At 58.9% G+C, this 19,224-nt stretch carries 16 protein-coding genes (1 of these 16 cut by a window edge); 11 read left to right on the forward strand and 5 right to left on the reverse strand.

Annotated features, from left to right (window positions below):
• Position 1: 1 nt before the first annotated feature.
• The 4 genes from ACZ1JM_RS04490 to ACZ1JM_RS04505 form a co-directional block, all read right to left on the reverse strand.
• Positions 2-3,130, reverse strand: coding sequence for a helicase-related protein (locus ACZ1JM_RS04490; protein ID WP_465131931.1), 3,129 nt, complete (start codon positions 3,128-3,130; stop codon positions 2-4).
• The gene (locus ACZ1JM_RS04495; RefSeq protein ID WP_465131932.1) at positions 3,127-3,663 is read right to left on the reverse strand and encodes a PRC-barrel domain containing protein; all 537 of its coding nucleotides are present in this window, start codon (positions 3,661-3,663) and stop codon (positions 3,127-3,129) included. The genes ACZ1JM_RS04490 and ACZ1JM_RS04495 overlap by 4 nt, the downstream gene beginning before the upstream one ends.
• Positions 3,664-3,732: 69 nt before the next feature.
• Positions 3,733-3,939: a hypothetical protein gene (locus tag ACZ1JM_RS04500; RefSeq protein WP_465131933.1), complete on the reverse strand. Its 207-nt coding sequence runs from the start codon at positions 3,937-3,939 to the stop codon at positions 3,733-3,735.
• Positions 3,936-4,688, reverse strand: a complete 753-nt coding sequence (locus ACZ1JM_RS04505; RefSeq protein ID WP_465131934.1) for a Crp/Fnr family transcriptional regulator — start codon at positions 4,686-4,688, stop codon at positions 3,936-3,938. The genes ACZ1JM_RS04500 and ACZ1JM_RS04505 overlap by 4 nt, the downstream gene beginning before the upstream one ends.
• 245 nt (positions 4,689-4,933) lie before the next feature.
• Between ACZ1JM_RS04505 and katE the strand changes: the two genes are divergently transcribed.
• The 8 genes from katE (at position 4,934) to ACZ1JM_RS04545 (ending at position 13,588) form a co-directional block, all read left to right on the forward strand.
• A complete protein-coding gene (gene katE, locus ACZ1JM_RS04510) occupies positions 4,934-7,171 on the forward strand; it encodes a catalase (protein ID WP_465131935.1) in 2,238 nt (745 codons plus the stop codon).
• A gap of 73 nt (positions 7,172-7,244) precedes the next feature.
• Positions 7,245-8,399, forward strand: a complete 1,155-nt coding sequence (locus tag ACZ1JM_RS04515) for a glycosyltransferase family 4 protein (RefSeq protein ID WP_465132581.1) — start codon at positions 7,245-7,247, stop codon at positions 8,397-8,399.
• Positions 8,392-9,330: a glycosyltransferase family 2 protein gene (locus ACZ1JM_RS04520; RefSeq protein ID WP_465131936.1), complete on the forward strand. Its 939-nt coding sequence runs from the start codon at positions 8,392-8,394 to the stop codon at positions 9,328-9,330. The genes ACZ1JM_RS04515 and ACZ1JM_RS04520 overlap by 8 nt, the downstream gene beginning before the upstream one ends.
• Positions 9,327-10,373, forward strand: a complete 1,047-nt coding sequence (locus tag ACZ1JM_RS04525) for a glycosyltransferase (RefSeq protein ID WP_465131937.1) — start codon at positions 9,327-9,329, stop codon at positions 10,371-10,373. The genes ACZ1JM_RS04520 and ACZ1JM_RS04525 overlap by 4 nt, the downstream gene beginning before the upstream one ends.
• Positions 10,370-11,500, forward strand: coding sequence for an acyl-CoA dehydrogenase family protein (locus ACZ1JM_RS04530; protein WP_465131938.1), 1,131 nt, complete (start codon positions 10,370-10,372; stop codon positions 11,498-11,500). Before ACZ1JM_RS04525 ends, ACZ1JM_RS04530 begins: the two co-directional genes overlap by 4 nt.
• The gene (locus tag ACZ1JM_RS04535; RefSeq protein ID WP_465131939.1) at positions 11,500-12,171 is read left to right on the forward strand and encodes a PIG-L deacetylase family protein; all 672 of its coding nucleotides are present in this window, start codon (positions 11,500-11,502) and stop codon (positions 12,169-12,171) included. The genes ACZ1JM_RS04530 and ACZ1JM_RS04535 overlap by 1 nt, the downstream gene beginning before the upstream one ends.
• Positions 12,172-12,212: 41 nt before the next feature.
• Complete coding sequence (locus tag ACZ1JM_RS04540; RefSeq protein ID WP_465131940.1) at positions 12,213-12,755, forward strand: SAM-dependent methyltransferase; 543 nt, start codon at positions 12,213-12,215, stop codon at positions 12,753-12,755.
• Positions 12,752-13,588, forward strand: coding sequence for a glycosyltransferase family 2 protein (locus ACZ1JM_RS04545; protein ID WP_465131941.1), 837 nt, complete (start codon positions 12,752-12,754; stop codon positions 13,586-13,588). The genes ACZ1JM_RS04540 and ACZ1JM_RS04545 overlap by 4 nt, the downstream gene beginning before the upstream one ends.
• 53 nt (positions 13,589-13,641) lie before the next feature.
• On the opposite strand, the gene ACZ1JM_RS04550 is transcribed toward ACZ1JM_RS04545, so the two are convergent.
• Positions 13,642-14,328, reverse strand: a complete 687-nt coding sequence (locus ACZ1JM_RS04550) for a TetR/AcrR family transcriptional regulator (protein ID WP_465131942.1) — start codon at positions 14,326-14,328, stop codon at positions 13,642-13,644.
• Between the two features lie 45 nt (positions 14,329-14,373).
• Here ACZ1JM_RS04550 and ACZ1JM_RS04555 point away from each other — a divergent pair, with 45 nt between their 5' ends.
• The 3 genes in view from ACZ1JM_RS04555 to ACZ1JM_RS04565 are tightly spaced (at most 6 nt apart) and all read left to right on the forward strand, a layout consistent with a single transcriptional unit that may run on beyond the window.
• A complete protein-coding gene (locus tag ACZ1JM_RS04555; RefSeq protein ID WP_465131943.1) occupies positions 14,374-15,543 on the forward strand; it encodes an efflux RND transporter periplasmic adaptor subunit in 1,170 nt (389 codons plus the stop codon).
• 6 nt (positions 15,544-15,549) lie between these two features.
• A complete protein-coding gene (locus ACZ1JM_RS04560) occupies positions 15,550-18,723 on the forward strand; it encodes an efflux RND transporter permease subunit (protein ID WP_465131944.1) in 3,174 nt (1,057 codons plus the stop codon).
• Positions 18,724-18,725: 2 nt separating this feature from the next.
• Positions 18,726-19,224 carry the 5' portion of an efflux transporter outer membrane subunit gene (locus ACZ1JM_RS04565; RefSeq protein WP_465131945.1) on the forward strand. Its footprint extends 944 nt past the window's final position, so only the first 499 of its 1,443 coding nucleotides appear in the window; it begins with the start codon at positions 18,726-18,728; the stop codon falls past the right edge of the window.

Below are 19,224 nucleotides of genomic sequence, written 5' to 3' on the forward strand. Positions count from 1 at the left end.
ATTATGCTCCTAATTTGCGGAGAATATCCTGCAACCGCGTGGTCCGCTGATCGTCCGCGATTTTCTCGGACAGGATCAGGCGCTTGTCTTTTGCTACCAGTCCCGCAGCTTTCGCGTCCACTTCTGAACCGCTGCGGGGTGTGAATGCAATGGCCGCTGGCCCTGCATCTATTCTTGCAATGCCCAGCGCATGCGCATCAAGGCGTATCCGCGCCTGATCCATCAACAGCTGCGCTTCTGGCGGGAGCGCGCCGAACCGATCCTGAAGTTCGTCCTCAAATTCGTCGAGCTTTCCATGCTCTTCGATGCGAGAGAGGCGGATGTAGAGATCCAGCCTTACTTCGTCGTCCGGGATCCACTCTGGGGGAACCGCGCCCTCGGCGCCGATATTAAGCTCCGGTGTCCAGCGCTCCATCTTTTCGCCGCGTGCTTCGCGAAGGGCCGTCCCTAGCATGTGCTGATAGAGATCGACGCCGATCAGCTTCATGTGCCCGGCCTGATCCTCGCCGAGCAGGTCACCGGCTCCGCGCATGTCCAGATCATGAGCACTGATGTCGAATCCGGCGCCCAGGCGATCGAACGTTGCCAAAGTTCTCAGCCGTTTCAGAGTGCGCGGTGCTATGCTTTCTTCATCTTCTGTGAGCATTATCACCTGCCCGCGACGGTTGCCGCGCCCAACGCGGCCGCGCAGCTGGTGAAGCTGTGCCAAGCCAAATCGATCGGCGCGGTAGACGATCATTGTGTTGGCGCGCGGCACATCCAGACCAGCTTCGATGATATTGGTAGCCAGAAGGATGTCGCCTTCGCCCTGTGCAAAGCCGACCATGACCGCATCAATTTCCGCAACAGGTAGTTTGCCATGGGCTTGGACCAGCCGAAGATCCGGCACTATCCGCTTCAGTTTCTTGGAGAGGGGAGCCATGTCCTCTATCCGCGGGACCACGACGAAGCTCTGCCCGCCCCTGGCCTTCTCTCGAGACAGCGCTGTGCGCAGACGAGCATCATCGAAGGACGTTATGCTGGTGCGGATGGGTTGACGACGAGCAGGCGGGGTGGCGATAATCGACATTTGCTGGAGACCGACCAGCGCCGCCTGCAGGGTTCGAGGGATCGGTGTAGCACTGAGACTAAGCAGGTGAATATCACCTGACCCCCGAAGCTTTGCCTTGTCGGCTGCACCAAACCGCTGCTCTTCGTCAATAATGACCAGTCCAGGGCGTTTATAGGTCACTCCCTTCGCCATCACCGCGCCGGTACCGATCACGATATGCACCGATCCGTCCGCCAGCCCGGCTTTCACCCTCTTTTTCTCCGCAGCGGTGGAGAGGCGAGAAAGGGTGGCGACCTCTATCCCAGAGGCGGCAAATCGTTTCTTGAAGGTGTCGAAATGCTGGCGGACCAAAACGGTGGTCGGCGCTGCCACAATGACCTGATGACCTGCCAGCGCCGACAACGCAGCAGCCCGGAGCGCGACTTCCGTCTTGCCGTATCCGACATCGCCGATCACAAGCCGATCCATGGGGCGACCGCTGGCGAGATCATCACGGACCGATGAGATCGCCCTGGCCTGATCCGCAGTCTCGTTGAATGCAAAACCTCCGGCGAACTTTTCATAATCGGCCGGGTCCGGATCAAGGACCGGTGCCTTCAGCGATGCGCGGGCTTTGGCCAACGCGGCAAGCCCTTTGGCGCTATCCCTGATCGCGGCGTCGATCATACCGCGGCGTTTTACCCAAGACGAACCGTCCAGCTTGTCGAGTGTCACCGCCTCGGCATCCGCGCCGTATCGCCAGATACGATCAGCGTCGCCGATCGGCACTAGTCTTCGCGCCTCGGCCGCATATTCCAGTACAATCATTTCGGCCGGCGATGAATGAGGGTCGACGCTGGGCGCGTTCTGCAACCCGATCACCGTGCCAACGCCATGGTCCTCATGCACCACGACATCGCCGATGCGAACGTCCCCACGGCCGCCTACCGCTGCCATATCGCTGCGCGTTCCTGACATATCCTGCAACCAGGCGCGACTTCCCAGGACGTCGGCGGCGGCGATCAGCACGGCATCTGCGCTTACGAAGCCGGCATCTACCGGCATGGAAATCGATGCGGATTTCGCCGGGGAAACGGCTTTCAACTCTGCCCAATCGGCAATTTCCGGGAATTCCAGACCCAATCGCTTACCAATGCGAGGACGCAGAAAACGCAGGTCCCTAGAATTACCTGCGAGGAACAGAGAATGACCTTGCGCGATCAGAGGCCGCACAAACTGATCTAGCGCAGCCAAAGGTGAACGGTGCTCTGAAAACCGGGGCAGCGCGGACGGAGGATCTCCGATGGACAGGAGGGGCATACCCTCTACCGCCGCTTGCCAGCTGTCATTCTCGATCGCGTCCACTTTGGTGGAGGCGAACCGCGCAGCATCTTGCGCAAGCCGGATGACCCGCAATCGACGCTCGTCTGCTTTCGGCGACATGGCCAGCGTCGCCCGGGGCACATGCGCCACGATGGGGACGCCTTGTTGAACCACTGGCTCCGATGCCCGGCCCACCTCAAGGTGATCAAGATCGGCAACCGTTCGCTGAGTTACCGGATCGTAGGACCGAATGGCGGTAATGTGGCCATCTGCCATTTCGATGCGAGCCGGGGCGCCGGCGTCTGCCGGATATATATCGATTACCTCTCCCCGGATGGCCGCTTCACCCGGCTCGTCCACGCGGTCATCGGTCAGATATCCCAATTCCTGGAGCGTTTGCGCAAACCCCTCGATCTCAATCGCATCTTCTACCCGCAGAACAGGGGGCGCCTTGTCAAAATCAGTTGGCGGCGCATATTGCCGACCAGCCGCTTCTCCACTGAGAATACAGGCGAAATGATCTCGCGTGTCGGCGGCTTGGGCAAGGCGAAGGCCCCGCAGGGCTGCAACCCGACGACCTGCATTGGCCGGTGATGCAGGCGCTGCTTCGCCGGGCAGCGTGTCGCTGGAGGGGACGTGAAAGATCAGACCATCAGGAAGCAGTGCTCGTAGCGTTTCTGCCAAAGCCTCGGCTTCCTGCTCGTCATCCGCCAGGTAAAGAACATCGCTGTCGGCGAGGGCATCGGCGATCCGGAACGCAACGAAGGCGCGGTTCATGTTTTTGCCGTGCTATCAGGTGAGGCTGGCCAGTCCCCCGTCTGCAGAGGCGTGATCGCTTGAAATTCGGGATCGGACATCAACAGCCTCAAGCGGTCGCAACCATACTGAATTCCATCAGAGGGCACCGGCCGAAGCTGTTCACCCAACCCTGCTTTGGAACCGCTGGAGACAACCACGTAGCTTATCGCCCCTGATTTACATTCGACCAGCGCTTCCACTGCATGCCCCAAACTCTGACCTTCCGAATCGTCGATCGGCATTCCGGAAAGGCCGGTGGCCGTAAATAAAGTGGGTGCTGACGAGCGACGGCTGGCGCTTTCCGCAGACTTGCCGCCATCCTCGTATGCTTTCTGACGGCCAAGCCAGCGCCATACGCCTACCAGGTTCACGAACGTCAGGAACCCGTTCGTCGCCACCAGGTTGGTCTGGCCGGACGTCAGACCCACGACGGTCCATCCGATCGAACCAAGGGTGAATACGACAAATCCCCAGCCGGTGGTACGCGCACCCAGATTGGCGGCCGTCATCATGGCCGCAATCATTGTCGCTATCGGCGCGGCCCAGCCGGCAAAATCGTTCAGGATCTCGTCCTCACCAAATCAATCCGGCTTGGGGGAGGGGCGGTCTGCCAATTGCGTTTGCGCGACATGCGCCGCATCAACGAGGCTTCGCCCTGTCGCCGCCGCCGCGAACGCCGTCATGGTGACGGCAACGCCGTTCGGACCGTCAAGAATGACCAGCCCATCTTCGGCGGTAGCCACGCCCGGATCCGAATGCGGCTGCGGGGCGGATCGTGATTGGATCATGAGACTGGCCTTGGGCTAGAGGGGGCTGGGGAGACAACTTCTTTGGAAATATAGAGATAGGCCGGGTCGAACTGCCCCCGCGCGGCCAACCTGATGGGATCGAGTATTTCCACTACCGACGAACGAAAAACGCACAAATGTTCTTCCCGAAGCTGACGCATCACCCGGTTTACGTGGATGTTCGTCAACCCGCAGATTTCCGCGAGATCAGTCTGGGTCAGAGACAGACCGAAACGGATGCCGTCACTCAGCCCTGCCGACTGCAGCCTGGCGTTGGTTTCGCACAGAAAATGCGCGACCCGGCCCATCGCATCGAGGCGCCCCAGCCTGAACAGCCAGGCGCGATGGATGGCGGCGTCGATCAAGGTCGAATACCATAGCTTGCGGCCAAGCTCGGGACTCTCATCGATCATCGTATCAAGTTCGGTATGCGGAACGATCGCCACGGTCGCGGCAGTCATCGTCGCCACGTCGTGCTCCAGAACCTTGAGCGGGTAGGCGTGCAGATCGACGAAATCGCCAGGAACGTGAATAGCCACGAGTTGGCGCAGTCCATTCTTATCATCGATATGGCGCGACATCATTCCGTCCAGCAACAACGTGCTTACGTTCAGATGCTCGCCTGCCCGGATGACCAAACTACGAGCCTCCAGCGTTCGAACTTCACTTACTGCAGACTCAATACGCTCCCGCTCCTCAAGCGTGAGTCCCACATTACTTTTGTTTTTAAGAAAACGGTCGCTCAACATGGATAATTTCAGCCGTGCCTTCTGAGTGTGTCGAGACGATGCATCTCGATAACAGCTTAAAATCATTCGCGTTGCATTTAGGGGAGACTCAATCGTGTTGACGCAGGTTAATTTGGCCTGAGCGGAGGCAACCTTGAGCTTCGGCAGGGGGTTGCCATGGCGTTACCGGCTTTCGCACGGATTATGCCGGTCAATCGCCGCGCGCACCGGTGAGCGAACCCGAACGTCGACAAGAGGACTGCCCCATGGCCAAGACCCCTACCAAATCGCCTTCCGGCTCGTCAGCAAAGCCATCTCCCGGGAAAAAGACGCCCGCCGACCTTTCGCCAGCGGATGTCGGCGGCGAATCTCCGAACAAGGCATCACCACTCCCTGGCGATGCGGACATTTCCTTCGCTTATGCCGAGAAGCAAGGAACGGGCGGAGAAACGCACCAGACTGCTGGGGCAGGCGTTGCTACTTTGACCACCCAGCAGGGCATTCCTGTAGCCGACGATCAGAACAGCCTGAAACAAGGCGCTCGCGGTCCGACACTACTAGAAGACGCTCATTTCCGTGAGAAGATTTTCCACTTTGACCATGAGCGGATACCGGAACGTGTTGTGCATGCTCGCGGCTATGCGGCGCATGGGTTCTTCGAACTGACGGATAGCTTGGCCGACGTGTCGCGAGCCGACATTTTCCAGCGGACCGGGGAACGTACTCCCGCATTCGTGCGGTTCTCGACCGTGGCTGGCGCCAAGGGTTCGGCCGATCTTGCCCGCGACGTTCGTGGGTTCGCGGTCAAGCTCTATACCCAGGAAGGAAACTGGGACATCGTCGGAAACAACATCCCGGTCTTCTTTATTCAGGATGCCATCAAGTTCCCCGACCTGGTGCATTCCGCCAAGCCTGCCCCGGATCGTGCCTTTCCGCAGGCGCAGACCGCCCACGATAATTTCTGGGACTTTATCAGTCTCACCCCCGAAAGCTTCCACATGATCATGTGGACGATGTCCGACAGGGCCATTCCGCGTTCTTTCCGGACGATGGAAGGTTTCGGTGTCCACACATTCCGCCTATTGAACGACGAAGGTAAATCTACGTTCGTGAAGTTCCACTGGAAGCCCAAGCAGGGTCTGCAGTCCGTGGCCTGGAACGAAGCGGTCAAGATCAACGGTGCCGATCCCGACTTCCACCGGCGTGACCTTTGGGACGCGATCAACGCCGGTGATTTCCCCGAGTGGGAGCTGGGTGTGCAGCTGTTTGACGATGAATTTGCGGACAGCTTCGATTTTGATGTTCTGGACTCGACCAAGCTCATTCCCGAGGAACTGGTGCCCGTCCGCATCGTCGGCCGGCTGGTCCTTGATCGTGTGGTCGACAACTTCTTCGCCGAAACCGAGCAGGTCGCGTTCTGCACTCAGAATGTTCCCCCGGGCATCGATTTCACGAACGATCCGCTGCTTCAGGGACGTAACTTTTCGTACCTGGACACCCAGATCAAGCGGTTGGGTGGCCCCAACTTCACCCATATTCCGATCAATGCACCGAAGTGTCCGATGGCTCATTTCCAGCAGGACGGCCACATGGCGATGCGCAACCCGGTGGGACGCGCGAACTACGAACCCAACAGTTGGGGTCCGACCCAGGGCGGACCTCGCGAAGATCCGGTGCGTGGATTTTCCAGCTACGCCGAAGTGGCTGATGGGCCGAAGCAACGCGTCCGGTCCGAAAGTTTTGCCGATCACTATAGCCAGGCTCGCCAGTTCTTCGTGAGCCAGACGCCGATCGAACAGAAGCATATCGGCGATGCGCTGGTGTTTGAACTGTCGAAAGTGGAACGCCTCGACATTCGATCGCGAACCGTTTCCCACCTGCGCAATATCGACGCGGGCTTGGCCGAGACGGTGGCGGACGGCCTGGGGCTTGACATGCCCGACGCAGCAGTGGCGGCTCGACAACCCATCAACGACCTTCCGCCATCCGATGCCCTCAGCATCGCGAAAAACGGGCCTGACAGTTTCAAGGGTCGCAAGCTGGGCATCCTGCTGAGTGATGGCGCAGACGCGGGGGTCTTCCAAGCTTTGGTCAAGGCCGTCGATGCGGAAGGCGCCGTGTTCGAAGTCATCGCTCCGAAGATCTCGGGCGTTACCTTGTCGGATGGAACGAAGGTTGCTGCCAAGCAGAAGATCGATGGCGGGCCTTCCGTCCTGTTCGATGCCGTAGCGATTGTCGTGTCGCAGGAAGGCGCGGCGATGTTGTCGCGCGATGCCGCAGCGAAGGACTTCGCGTCCGATGCTTTTGCGCATTGCAAGTTCATCGGCATGACCGCCGAGGCGGAACCGATTTTCGCCAAGGCCGGCATTGCCGACGATCTTGACGAAGCTTGTTTGCCATTGGCGAGTGCGGATGACGCCGCAGCCTTCCTCAAGGCATGCCGGGGACTGCGCCATTGGCCGCGCGAAATGAAGGTTGATCTGGATGCACGGCCCTCAGCCTGATCGCCCCCTTTTTGCGACGTGTGAAGTTGGGGGCGGCACCGTGCCGCCCCCCCCTCACGCTGATCGCGAAGCACTGCGTATCGGGATCATCGCGCATCTGAAGCATCCTATCGCCGAACCCTTCGCCGGCGGTCTGGAAATGCATACTCACCTGCTGGCCAGGTCGCTCCGCGATCGGGGGCACCAGGTTACGGTGTTCGCATCATCACGTTCGGAAGAAGGCCTGGGTCTGGAAGCGATCTGCACCGAAACCGCGCTCGATAACCTCGGAATCGAGGAGGCGACCGACGTGCCCTTTTTCAAAGAGCATCACGCCTATCTCAGCCTGATGAACGAACTGCGGCATCGCGACTTCGATATCATCCATAACAATTCCCTCCATTACCTGCCGTTAACGCTTGCCGATACCTTGCCGATGCCGATGGTGACGACGCTGCATACGCCGCCCTTCTGCTGGCTGGAGAGCGGCCTTCGGTTGTGTTCGGCGCAGAACCATACCTTGGTCGGGGTGTCTCGATCGGTCGCGTCGCTTTGGGACGATGTTCGCCCTGTCGACGAAGTTATCCTGAATGGCATCGATCTGGAGAAGTTCGCTTTCCATCCGAAGCCGGATGAGGACGCGTATTTGGTTTGGTACGGCCGCATCGTCCCCGAAAAAGGTCTGCACTACGCCATCGCGGCCGCTCGCCTGATCGGCTTACCATTGCGGATCGCCGGGCCGATCCTCGATGTCGATTATTATCGCTCACAAGTGGAGCCGGAACTGGGATCGGACGTGATCCATGTCGGCCATCTTGAACATTCTGCTTTGGCCTGCTTGGTTGGTGGAGCGCGGGCATTCCTGTGCACGCCGATGTGGGATGAGCCTTACGGCCTCGTCGTGGCCGAAGCGTTGGCGTGCGGGGTGCCGGTGGCCGCGTTTTCACGCGGGGCGATCCCGGAAATTCTTGATCCGTCGTGCGGGGTTCTTGCCGAGCCGAACGATGTCTCCTCACTTGCCGCCGCCGGATTTGCCGCCCTTTCTCTGGATCGCCGGGCCTGCCGGAACCGGGCAGAGGCGGCCTGTGACGCGGTAAGAATGGTTGATGGGTACGAAGCGCTTTACCGCCGCAGGATCGCAGAGGCGCCACATTCTGAGGCTGCAGGCGACGCGTTGATGGCACCAATTCCGCCTTTGCCCGTCGGCTCAAGCACCGGCTTGCCCCCCATTATGGCGCGTCATGCCTAGCGCAGCGGCTACGCCGGACCTGTGCATTTGCGTGCCGGCCAGAAACGAAGCAGAGCGGTTGCCGATCTTATTGCGAGCGCTCGCCGACCAGACATGGCCCGATCCGATCAATATTTCGATAGCGGTCAACAACTCCAGCGACGAGAGCAGATCGGTGATTGAGGCTGCTGGAGCGCGCTATGCCGGGCGCTTGCGCATCCATGCCCGTCACCACATTCTACCGGATGAAGACGCGCATGCCGGTACCGCTCGCAAACGTGCAATGGACGAAGGTCTCGACCTTTTGGGGTCTATTGCGAACGGCATACTCGTCAGCACTGATGCGGACACCCGACCTTCGCCGGACTGGCTATCAAACACGGTGGCTTGTTTCGCTCGTGGTGCCGATATTGTCGGTGGCAGGATCGAGATCGAAAGCACCGAACAACTCCCTGCACCGGTAGCGCGCCTTCGTGAGGCCTGGGATAGGTACTGGCACGACGTCCGCGCCATCGAGGATAGTATCGATCCGATCCCGTGGGACTGCCCCCCGCGTCACGGCGACCACACAGGAGCATCTCTGGCCATACGCGCCGATCTGTATATGCGCTGCGGCGGTGTCCCACCATTGCCGACAGGTGAGGATCGTGCGCTGGTACTGGCGGCAGTAGCTTGTGGAGGCAAACTGGCCCATCCAAACGATGTCTTTACTCGCGCTTCGCCCCGCCTCGAGGGGCGTGCCAGGGACGGAATGGCAGACGCCATGCGTCAGATGTTCGAGATGGCCGCATCCGGGACCACGCCGCATGCTCCGTCGCTGGATCACTGGCGGGAACGGGCGAAGTGGCGGCGGAGTCTGCGGGCAGAACCCGATGGGCATGCTCGCATCGCTTTCGAAGAGCCGATGCTGCCGCCGATGCCCATGGATTACCTATTGGACATCCCGGCGTGAACGTCCGGCCCATCGGCTATTATGTCCATCACCACGGCGCGGGCCATCGCGTGCGTGCGAATGCCATCTCATCAGCATGTGACTGGCCGATTGTACAACTTGGTACCGGCATCGGCAGTGCAGGAATTGATCTGGAAGACGATCGTTCACGATCTGGCCTGTTCGATGGCGTTGACACCGCGCGATATCGGCCCGAGGCACTTCATTACGCGCCGATTGATCATGATGGCGTCCGATCGCGAGTGGCGCGTATTGCCGCCTGGATAGCCGAGGCCAAGCCATCGTTGGTGGTAGTGGATGTATCCGTCGAGATAGCGATGTTGGCACGTCTCGCATCGGTCCCGACAATCTACGTGCGGTTGATGGGTGATCGCACCGACCAGGCCCATCTTGAAGCGTTTAGAGGAGCGTCAGCCCTTCTTGCACCGTTTCCTGCAGAATTCGAACATGCGTCCACCCCGACATGGGTGTTGAAGAAAACATTCTACGCACCCGGCATAGGGGCGGCTACGGTTGGCGATGAGGCCGTTGCGAAACAAACGGTGGTGGTTGTGCACGGTCGAGGGGGCGCGCCTATCGACGGCGGTTTTCTTACGGCGACCGCCCTGGCTTGCCCACAGTGGGAATGGCGGGTCATCGGACCCGTAGTTCCTTCCGGAACGACTGCCCCCAACCTGAAACTTCTGGGCTGGATTGATCGACCAGAACGGGAAATTGCCCGTGCGTCGGTAGTCGTAGGTGCAGCAGGCGACGGTTTGGTCAGTACGATGATGGCAACCCGCAAACCGTTCATCTGCATTCCAGAAGATCGACCATTCGGTGAGCAGGCCGCGACCGCGCAACGGTTAAAAGACCTGGCCGCGGCCATCGTATTGCCGAACTGGCCGGAACCTCATGCATGGCCGGGACTGCTTGACGGGGCCATTCAAGTGCGGACGTCCAGGCGGACAGGTCTTCACGATGCCGCTTCCGCACGGAAGGTTGCATCATGGCTGAAATCGCAAGCAACGGAAGCCGGTTCATGCCGTGAACACGCTGCATGAGCACATCCGCTACAGAAAATCCGGTGATTAAGGACGTGGTGGCGAACGCTCGTCAGATAGCGCCGCGCCTTGCCGAACTGGGCGCGCGATATGACGCAGCCCCGGTTTTCCCATTGGAAAGCATGCGTTGCGTCGCCTCTGCGGACTTACACCGTGCTTTTGCGCCCGCTGTCAGCGGTGGTCTGAACTTCGTCGATACGCGAAGGCGGTATCAGGCGATGATGGATGTCCTGAGGGTCATCGGTCGCGCGGACCTCGCGATCGGAAGGCTTTACGAGGGGCACGTCAACGCAATGGCTTTGTTCGACTGGTATGGATCGAGCGCCCAGAAGGACCGACTGCGGCAGGAACTCAATGGCGGCGCGTTCTACGGCGTCTGGGCGACGGAGCCGAAACCGGGGGTATCGTTGGATCGGAAGTCGGACGGGACGCATTCCCTGAACGGGGCCAAGTCGTTCGCGAGTGGAGCAGGGGGGCTGGCTTACGCGATCATCACCGCCGAAGTGCCGGGGGCCGATCGACAATTGGTAGTCGTGCCGGCAAATGATGCCGAACGTGCCGACGTTTCGCAATGGCGAGTGCGGGGAATGAGGGCGACGGTCAGCGGCTTGTATGACCTTTCCGGTATCCGCCCGGATGATTTGGATCTTCTTGGCCTGCCGGGCGACTACGATCGTGACCCGCGTTTCACGACAGGCGCTTGGCGGTTTACGGCGGTCCAGTTGGGGGGGATAGAGGCTCTGCTCACTGAAACCCGTCTAGTGATGGCAGATGGTGCCGCCAACGACCCCTTGCAGAGAGCGAAGTTCGCTGATTGCGTGGCTGCCACTCGCACGGCCTATCTATGGGTTCGGGAATGCGCTCAGCGTGCGGCCTGCGAGCATCCTGATGGTCCGGCTTTTGCCCGCATGACTCGCGGCGTTGTCGAACGAGCCGCCCTCGATGTCATGGAATTGGCCTCCCGGATCGTGGGTACGCGCAGTGCCATGGATGGCCAGCGGATCGACAAGGTCATCCGTGATTTGTCGTTGTATCTGCGTCAGGCCGGACCCGATTTTGCAAAGGATCAGGCGGCGCTCGCCTGGTTGGAGCGCGACGTGTGGGACGGCGAGGACGCCTTGTGGTGATGGCCCTCAATCAGAGGCCATGGAGATCTAGACGATGGCTCATTTTGGCGCCCCACGCCGATGACGAGACACTTGGTGCAGGGGCTTTGATCGCGCAGGCCTCATCGTCGGGTACACTCGCCGGTGTGGTCTATCTCACCGATGGATCGGGATCGCACGACATCGGCGATAGTCGTTTCCGAAAGCTGATATGCACTCGACGACGAGAAGCGGCGCTGGCCCTAAGTCGGCTAACCGGTGGCAGGCGCCACACTCCGATTCACTTGTGCTGGAAGGATGCGCATCCTGCAGCGCTCGGCAGCGCTCAGTTTGATCAGAGTGCCGCGAGGATCGCGGCGCTTTGCCGTCGCGAGCGGGTAGATGCCATTGGGGTAACGGCGATGCACGAGCCACATTGCGATCACGCTGCTGCCGCGGAACTTGCTTACGCCGTGAAGTCTAAAGCCAAACGGACGATCGTGGTCGCCGAATACTGTGTATGGGGCAGTCGCCCTCGCGCGAGCGATGTTCGCCAACTGAGGACAATCCCGCTGCTGCGGGGGACACGCAAGCATGCACTTCGAGCGCATCGCAGCCAGCTGACGCCAGCGTACGGTTCCGGGTTTCGGCTTGCGGCAGACAACCAGCGCATGGCCTCTTTCGACACTCTTTTCGTGCGGAGATCGCGATGACCCGAGCAGCGAGCAGCCTCCCCCCGGCCTATTTCGAAAACATGTTCGCCGAGAATGACGATCCGTGGAACCTCGAAAGCAGCACATACGAGCGAGAGAAGTATGCGTGCACGCTCAATGCTTTGGGCGATCGAAGGTATAGTTCAGGTTTCGAAGTCGGCTGTGCGAAAGGCATGCTGACGAAGCAATTGGCAGAACATTGTGATGAACTTTTCGCCATCGATGTAAGCGCGACTGCTTTATATGCGGCGAGAATGCGCTGCGCCGTACTTCCGCGTGTTCAGTTTGCCAACATGTCTTTCCCCGCCGTTTCGCCGTCCCGGTCTTTCGATCTCGTCGTCCTGTCGGAGGTCGTTTACTACTGGGACGACCTTGATATTGCGCGAGCGGGCGCCTGGCTTGCAGAGCATGTCGAGAGGGGTGGTGATTTGATCCTTGTCCACTGGACCGGCGAAACCGACTATCCACAAAGCGCGGACGATGCCGTATCCAAGCTTAAGACTGCGTTAGGTAGGCCAGTGACGGCACTACTGGAAGAACGCGCCGATAAGTATCGTCTAGATCTGTGGCGCAAGCAGGTATGAGCCTTAGCGTATTAACCATCGTCAAAAACCGCACAGGTCATTTGGCCCAGTTGGTCGAAGGTCTCGCCCGTAGCGAACGAACGCCAGATGAACTGATCGTCGTCGATATGGGGAGTGACCCGGCGATCACGGAAATTTCTGCGTCTTTTCCCGTCACCGTGGTTCGGTTGGAAACCTCCGGCATTCCGTTGGCTACCGCTCGCAATACGGCCGCGAAAGTGGCAACGAGCGACCATCTGCTGTACCTTGATGCAGATTGCATTCCGATGCGCGGTCTTCTCCAGGCGATGGACGACTTGCTCGCCGAGCAGGATGCGCTGATATGTGCCCAGGCCCGGTATCTCGGCTCCGATGACGCGAGAGGCGAATGGGAAGAGACCGACCTCATCAAGCGGTCTACTGGGCATCCTGTACGCCCATTTCCCGCCGTGGGCCTCCGCGAGGAACACAACCCTGGCCTGTTCTGGTCGCTCGTATTTGGGATCCGCCGCAAACGATTCTTCACTGTTGGCGGGTTTGACGAGCGTTTTGTTGGTTACGGTGCGGAGGATACCGATTTCGGGTTCAGAGCGCGCCAAGCTGGTGTGCCGCTTCTATTCATGGGCGGACCGGGGGCCTTCCATCAGCATCATGAAACCTTCGATCCGCCCCTCCAGCATTTCGACGACATCCTGCGTAACGCAAGGGTGTTTCATGCGCGATGGTGCAAGTGGCCTATGGAAGGTTGGCTGGCAGCCTTTCGCGAAGCCGGCTTGATTGAGTGGAATGCCGATCTGCTCACTTTGCTGCGGCGCCCGACCGAACTGGAACTTGAAAAAGCGCGCGTGAGATAGCTCTGCATCCTTAATCTGAAGCGACTCGCATCGGGCTGAGGCGCAGTGACAGGTTACTCCGAAGCGTTCGAGTCGCTAATCATGCTGGCGACTTCTCTTTGCAATACTGAAAGCAGATGCTGGCGGACACTGGCTGAGTCTGGAGACGCACAAAGCTCCTGTTGAGCTATCAGACCCAAGGAAAGTGACATGATAAACTGGATCATGTTGTTGCGGGTTTCTTCGGGGGAATTAGGGGCGAGTGAGAACAATGCAGCGCCCAAGCTCTCCTGCAGCCGCATGTTCGCTGCCCGATTCAGATCGGCAATAAGCGGATTGCGACCGATTTCGGCCAACAGTTCACACATCATCCGGCGATTATCGAACGGAGTTACGTCCGTCGCGAAGCGCGCTATCCAATCATGAATCGCTTGGCAGTCTCCAGCTACCACCGCGGTATGGAGGACGTCTTCTGCCAACCAAGCCGCCAGATCTCCTTCGCATATGGCGGCGACTATCGCCTCTTTGCTAGGAAAATCGCGATAGATCTGTCCGGTTGCTATCCCGGATTCAGCCGCGATCTGCGCCATCCCAGTTTGATGGAAACCTTTTTCGACAAACAGAGTTCTAGCGCATTCCAGGAGCCGCTGTCTGCGTTCCGTCGATTTCGACATTCTTGAACGTATGGCCTTGCACTCCTCTACCACGCTGATCCTCACTTGCCTTTGTTGCTGCGATGCAATAAGCGAACGCTCAATCATGAGTGATCGTTCACTCACACTTAAACTTTGTGGTAGACATATTCCATGAAAAAAACGTCCGCGATCCTGGCTTTGCTATTATCGGCCTGTTCGGGCGGAGAGCAGGCCCCACCGGCTCCTCCCCCGGCGGAGGTGGGCGTGATGGTGGTCCGTCCCCAAGAGGTTGTCCTCAGTACGGAGCTTCCGGGCAGGACAGCAGCGTACGAAACGTCAGAGGTTCGTCCCCAGGTCAATGGCCTTGTCCTGCAGCGTTTGTTTGCGGAGGGTGATCAGGTCTCAGCAGGGCAGGCGCTTTATCGCATCGATCCCGCGGCATATGAAGCGCAAGTGGCCAGTGCTCGCGCAGCTCTGGTGCGTTCCAAGGCGGCAATTGCTTCTACTTCGGCTTTGGCGCGTCGGTATGGCGAATTGGTCAAAATCAACGCAATTTCCCGGCAAGAAGCTGAAAACGCAGTCGTTTCCGCGCAGCAGGCGAGGGCCGACGTAGCGGCTCAGCAAGCATCGTTGCGGTCCGCGCAGATCGATCTCGCGCGCACGACCATTCGGGCCCCGATAAGTGGGCAAATCGGTCGATCGGTGTTCACCACCGGTGCTCTGGTTTCTGCTTCGCAAGCTGATCCGTTGACGACTATCCAACGATTGGACCCGATTTTTGTCGATATACAGCAGTCCAGCGCGGATGTACTTCGTCTTCGTCAACAGATACTCGCTGGCGACCTGTCCCGCGGAGGCGCAGCGGCGCGCGTGCGATTGAAACTGGAGGATGGTACCATCTATCCACTCGAAGGCGCGCTGAAATTTACAGACGTGGCGGTGGATCCGGCGACGGGCAGCCAAGTCGTGCGGGCCCAATTCGCCAATCCCAAACGCCTCCTTTTACCAGGCATGTATGTTCGTGCAGAATTGGTCGAAGGAACGAAGAGCAATGGACTTCTCGTTCCCCAAGCTGCGGTGTCCAGGGATGAGAGGGGAGAGCCTACCGCGATGGTGGTGAATGCGCAGGGCATGGCGGAGCAGCGCAAGCTCATTGCCCCACGTACCGTAGGCACCAATTGGTTGGTCACGGGGGGCCTGAAGTCTGGTGACAAAGTGATTGTCGAGGGGCTGCAGAATGTCCGTCCGGGCGCCAAAGTGAAGGCGGTGCCGATGAAACCGAAGTCGAATCCCGCCGAAGCGTCGGGCAAACCGGCAAATCAGTCAACGCAGGCACGGTAACCGCCAATGTCACGTTTTTTCATTGATCGCCCCATCTTCGCATGGGTGATCGCCATCGTCCTGATGATGTTCGGCGCGTTGGCGATCCGAAGCCTGCCGATCTCTCAATTTCCGGAGATCGCGCCGCCCACCGTGACCATCGCCGCGGCTTATCCGGGCGCTGACGCCGAAACACTGGAGCGAACAACCACCCAGATAATCGAACAGCAGCTCAAGGGTATCGACAACCTCAGATACTTCTCGTCGCAATCTTCCTCTGCCGGAAACGTGACCATCACGTTGACTTTCGAGCAAGGCACCGATCCCGACATCGCTCAAGTCCAAGTGCAGAACAAACTGCAGGCGGCGACATCGCTGCTGCCTCAAGAGGTTCAGAGGCAGGGTCTCCAGGTTCAGAAGTCGTCAGCAAGCTTCCTTCTGGTTGCCGCGATATATTCCGAAGACGGCAGCCATAGTGCGAACGACTTGTCTGACTACATTGTCAGTCAGGTTCAGGATCCCGTGAGCCGCATCAACGGCGTAGGGCAACTGCAGATGTTCGGTACTCAGTATGCGATGCGTATCTGGATCGATCCGCTCAAACTGCGCAGCTACAACCTCACAATCGCCGATGTCACGGCTGCAGTTTCAGCCCAGAACGCTCAGGTTTCTGCCGGGCAGCTCGGGCAGCTTCCGGCTTCAAAAGAGCAGCAGCTTAACGTCACGGTCTCGGTGCAGTCCCGACTCCAGACACCGGAAGAGTTCGGAAATATCCGTCTTCGCAGCGGCCAGAACGGTGCAGTGGTACGGGTTCGCGACGTTGCCAGAGTAGAGCTGGGTGCCGAGACTTACGGGTTCGACACGCAATACAATGGCAAGAACTCATCGGGATTCGGGGTCAACCTCGCTTCGGGCGCGAACGCACTGGAGACGGTCGACGCGGTGAAGGCCGAAGTTCAAAAAATTGCCAAGAACTTTCCCGCTGACGTCAAAGTTGCGTTCCCTTACGATTCTACACCATTCGTACGGCTTTCGGTCGAGCAAGTGATCCACACGCTGATCGAAGCGGTGGTTCTGGTCTTCCTTGTCATGTTCCTGTTTCTTCAGAACTGGCGAGCAACGATTATTCCAACGATCGCGGTGCCCGTCGTTCTGCTGGGCACGTTCGGCGTGATGGCCCTCCTTGGCTACTCGATCAACACGCTAACGCTGTTTGGCATGGTGCTGGCGATCGGCCTTCTGGTGGATGACGCGATCGTCGTGGTGGAAAACGTCGAGCGGCTTATCCAGACCGAGCATTTGTCTCCCAAAGAGGCAGCCCGAACGTCCATGGACGAGATCAGCGGCGCCCTGATCGGGATCGGAATGGTATTGTCGGCCGTGTTCCTGCCGATGGCGTTTTTCGGCGGTTCGACGGGGGTTATCTACCGGCAGTTTTCGATCACTATCGTGTCGTCGATGGTTCTGTCGGTGGCGGTCGCGCTTATCCTTACACCGGCGCTGTGCGCGACCATCCTTAAGCCCCATGACCCCGAACAAAGTCACGGCAATGGACTGCTTGCACGCTTCTTCCGTTGGTTTAACGACAAGTTCGATCGTGGCACGGCCAAGTACGAACGTGCCGCGCGTGGTACCGCACGCAATTGGAAGCGGTCAGCGCTGGTATACGCCGCGATCGTAGGTGTGATGAGTTTGCTCTTTTTCCGTCTCCCCGGGGGATTCCTCCCCGAGGAAGATCAGGGAACCTTGATCGCCTTGGTGCAAGGGCCTCCTGGCGGAACATTGCCACGCACACAGAAGGCATTGGACGTTGTACGGAAGCATTTCGTTGAAGCGGAAAAAGCTAATGTCGATGCAGTATTCACCATCAATGGTTTTTCGTTCAACGGCCAAGGCCAGAGCGCGGGTATTGCATTTGTAAAGTTAAAGGACTGGGCTGATCGTAGTGGAGCGGATAACCGCGCTGATGCGGTTATGCAGCGGGCCATGGGAGTGTTCGCAGGCTATCGAGATGCGATGATCTTCGCATTGATCCCGCCAGCGGTCCAGGAACTCGGTAATGCGACTGGCTTTGATCTTTGGTTGGTGGATGAAACCAACATGGGGCACGAGAAACTCGTCGCGGCGCGGAACCAGATGCTGGGCATGGCAGCGGGTGACAAAAGACTGGCGCAGGTTCGCCCCGTCAGCCTGGAAGACGCCCCGCAGCTCGACGTCAACATCGATCAGGACAAGGCCAGCGCACTCGGTTTGGACATAAACGCCATTAACGCCGAAATCTCGGCGGCGTGGGGTGGAAGTTACGTCAACGACTTCCTCGATCGAGGACGGACCAAGCGTGTCTTCCTGCAAGCGGACGAGCCTTATCGGCAGGTCCCCGAGGACATAGAAAACTTCTACGTACGGGGGGCAAACGGTGAGATGGCGCCGTTCGGTGCGTTCTCCTCATTATCTTGGAAAACTGCGCCCGTGAGCCTTACCCGCTATAACGGACGTCCTGCTTTGCAACTGCAAGGTGCCGCTGGTGAAGGTGTCAGTACCGGAACCGCGATGGATGCAATGACCGAGCTACAGAAAAAGCTGCCGCCGGGTACTGCCCTTGAGTGGACCGGACTTTCGTATGAAGAACGGCTATCTGGAGGACAAGCTCCCGCTCTTTATGCATTGTCTCTGGCAATTGTGTTTTTGTGTCTTGCAGCGTTGTATGAAAGCTGGTCAGTACCGATATCGGTTCTATTGGTCGTTCCATTGGGGGTCATCGGGGCGGTACTTGCGGCTTGGCTCACCGGTCTCAACAACGACATTTACCTACAGGTTGGCTTGATCACTACGATTGGTGTTTCAGCAAAGAATGCTATTCTCATCGTAGAGTTTGCCGAAGAGCGGGTACAGGCCGGCATGAATGCGTTCGATGCAGCCATGGAGGCGGCAAAGCTTCGCCTACGCCCGATCCTGATGACGTCGCTGGCATTCGTGTTCGGCGTTATGCCGCTAGCGGTTTCCAGCGGCGCGGGGGCAGGCGGGCAGAACGCAATCGGTCGGGCGGTGGTCGGCGGCATGCTCTCGGCGACGATCTTCGCGATTTTCTTCGTTCCGACCTTCTTTGTCGTGGTTAGTCGTTTGTTCAAGCACGGACAGACCGAGCGTCGAAACATAAGCGAAGACAATGGCGAACAAGCGTCGCCGGCGCGGGAAACGTGAATATGACCAAGTTGCTCATTACATTGCTGGCCAGCACGACGTTGCTCGCTGGTTGCAATCTTGCTCCCAAGTATGAAAGGCCGGCTGGAGCTATTCCGGTCACGTTACCGCAAGGCGGCGTGTACCCGTCCGCTCCAACGGACGCGGTGGACGTATCTAAGATAGGATGGCGCGATTTCTTCCTCGATGATCGGTTGCGGCAGGTCATAGAAACCGGGATCGCCAACAACCGAGACTTGCGCATTGCTGCCGCGAATGTTCTTCAAGCACGCGCGCAGCTTCGGGTGCAAAGGGCCGACCTGCTTCCTACGGTCAATGCAACCGGAACGGCGACTTACACTAACAACCTCTTCGGCGGTGGTGCAGGTGCGGGGGCTGGAGGAGGAGCGGTTAGCTCCGATATCCAGATCTATCAGGCGACAATAGGTCTGTCCGCCTTTGAGCTTGATCTGTTCGGCAGGGTTCGCAACCTTTCGCGTGCCGCGCAGGAGCAGGTATTTG

It is taken from the genome of Novosphingobium sp. BL-S-24 (assembly GCF_055521575.1).

Excerpts from the sequence above, each read along its gene's own strand:
- ACZ1JM_RS04500 (WP_465131933.1), bottom strand. The coding sequence starts at position 3,939 with ATGATCCAATCACGATCCGCCCCGCAGCCGCATTCGGATCCGGGCGTG.
- ACZ1JM_RS04535 (WP_465131939.1), top strand. The coding sequence starts at position 11,500 with ATGGCCCTCAATCAGAGGCCATGGAGATCTAGACGATGGCTCATTTTG.
- ACZ1JM_RS04490 (WP_465131931.1), bottom strand. The coding sequence starts at position 3,130 with ATGAACCGCGCCTTCGTTGCGTTCCGGATCGCCGATGCCCTCGCCGAC.
- ACZ1JM_RS04555 (WP_465131943.1), top strand. The coding sequence starts at position 14,374 with ATGAAAAAAACGTCCGCGATCCTGGCTTTGCTATTATCGGCCTGTTCG.
- ACZ1JM_RS04540 (WP_465131940.1), top strand. The coding sequence starts at position 12,213 with ATGTTCGCCGAGAATGACGATCCGTGGAACCTCGAAAGCAGCACATAC.
- ACZ1JM_RS04560 (WP_465131944.1), top strand. The coding sequence starts at position 15,550 with ATGTCACGTTTTTTCATTGATCGCCCCATCTTCGCATGGGTGATCGCC.
- ACZ1JM_RS04550 (WP_465131942.1), bottom strand. The coding sequence starts at position 14,328 with ATGATTGAGCGTTCGCTTATTGCATCGCAGCAACAAAGGCAAGTGAGG.
- katE (WP_465131935.1), top strand. The coding sequence starts at position 4,934 with ATGGCCAAGACCCCTACCAAATCGCCTTCCGGCTCGTCAGCAAAGCCA.
- ACZ1JM_RS04495 (WP_465131932.1), bottom strand. The coding sequence starts at position 3,663 with ATGATGACGGCCGCCAATCTGGGTGCGCGTACCACCGGCTGGGGATTT.
- ACZ1JM_RS04530 (WP_465131938.1), top strand. The coding sequence starts at position 10,370 with ATGAGCACATCCGCTACAGAAAATCCGGTGATTAAGGACGTGGTGGCG.
- ACZ1JM_RS04505 (WP_465131934.1), bottom strand. The coding sequence starts at position 4,688 with ATGTTGAGCGACCGTTTTCTTAAAAACAAAAGTAATGTGGGACTCACG.
- ACZ1JM_RS04545 (WP_465131941.1), top strand. The coding sequence starts at position 12,752 with ATGAGCCTTAGCGTATTAACCATCGTCAAAAACCGCACAGGTCATTTG.
- ACZ1JM_RS04520 (WP_465131936.1), top strand. The coding sequence starts at position 8,392 with ATGCCTAGCGCAGCGGCTACGCCGGACCTGTGCATTTGCGTGCCGGCC.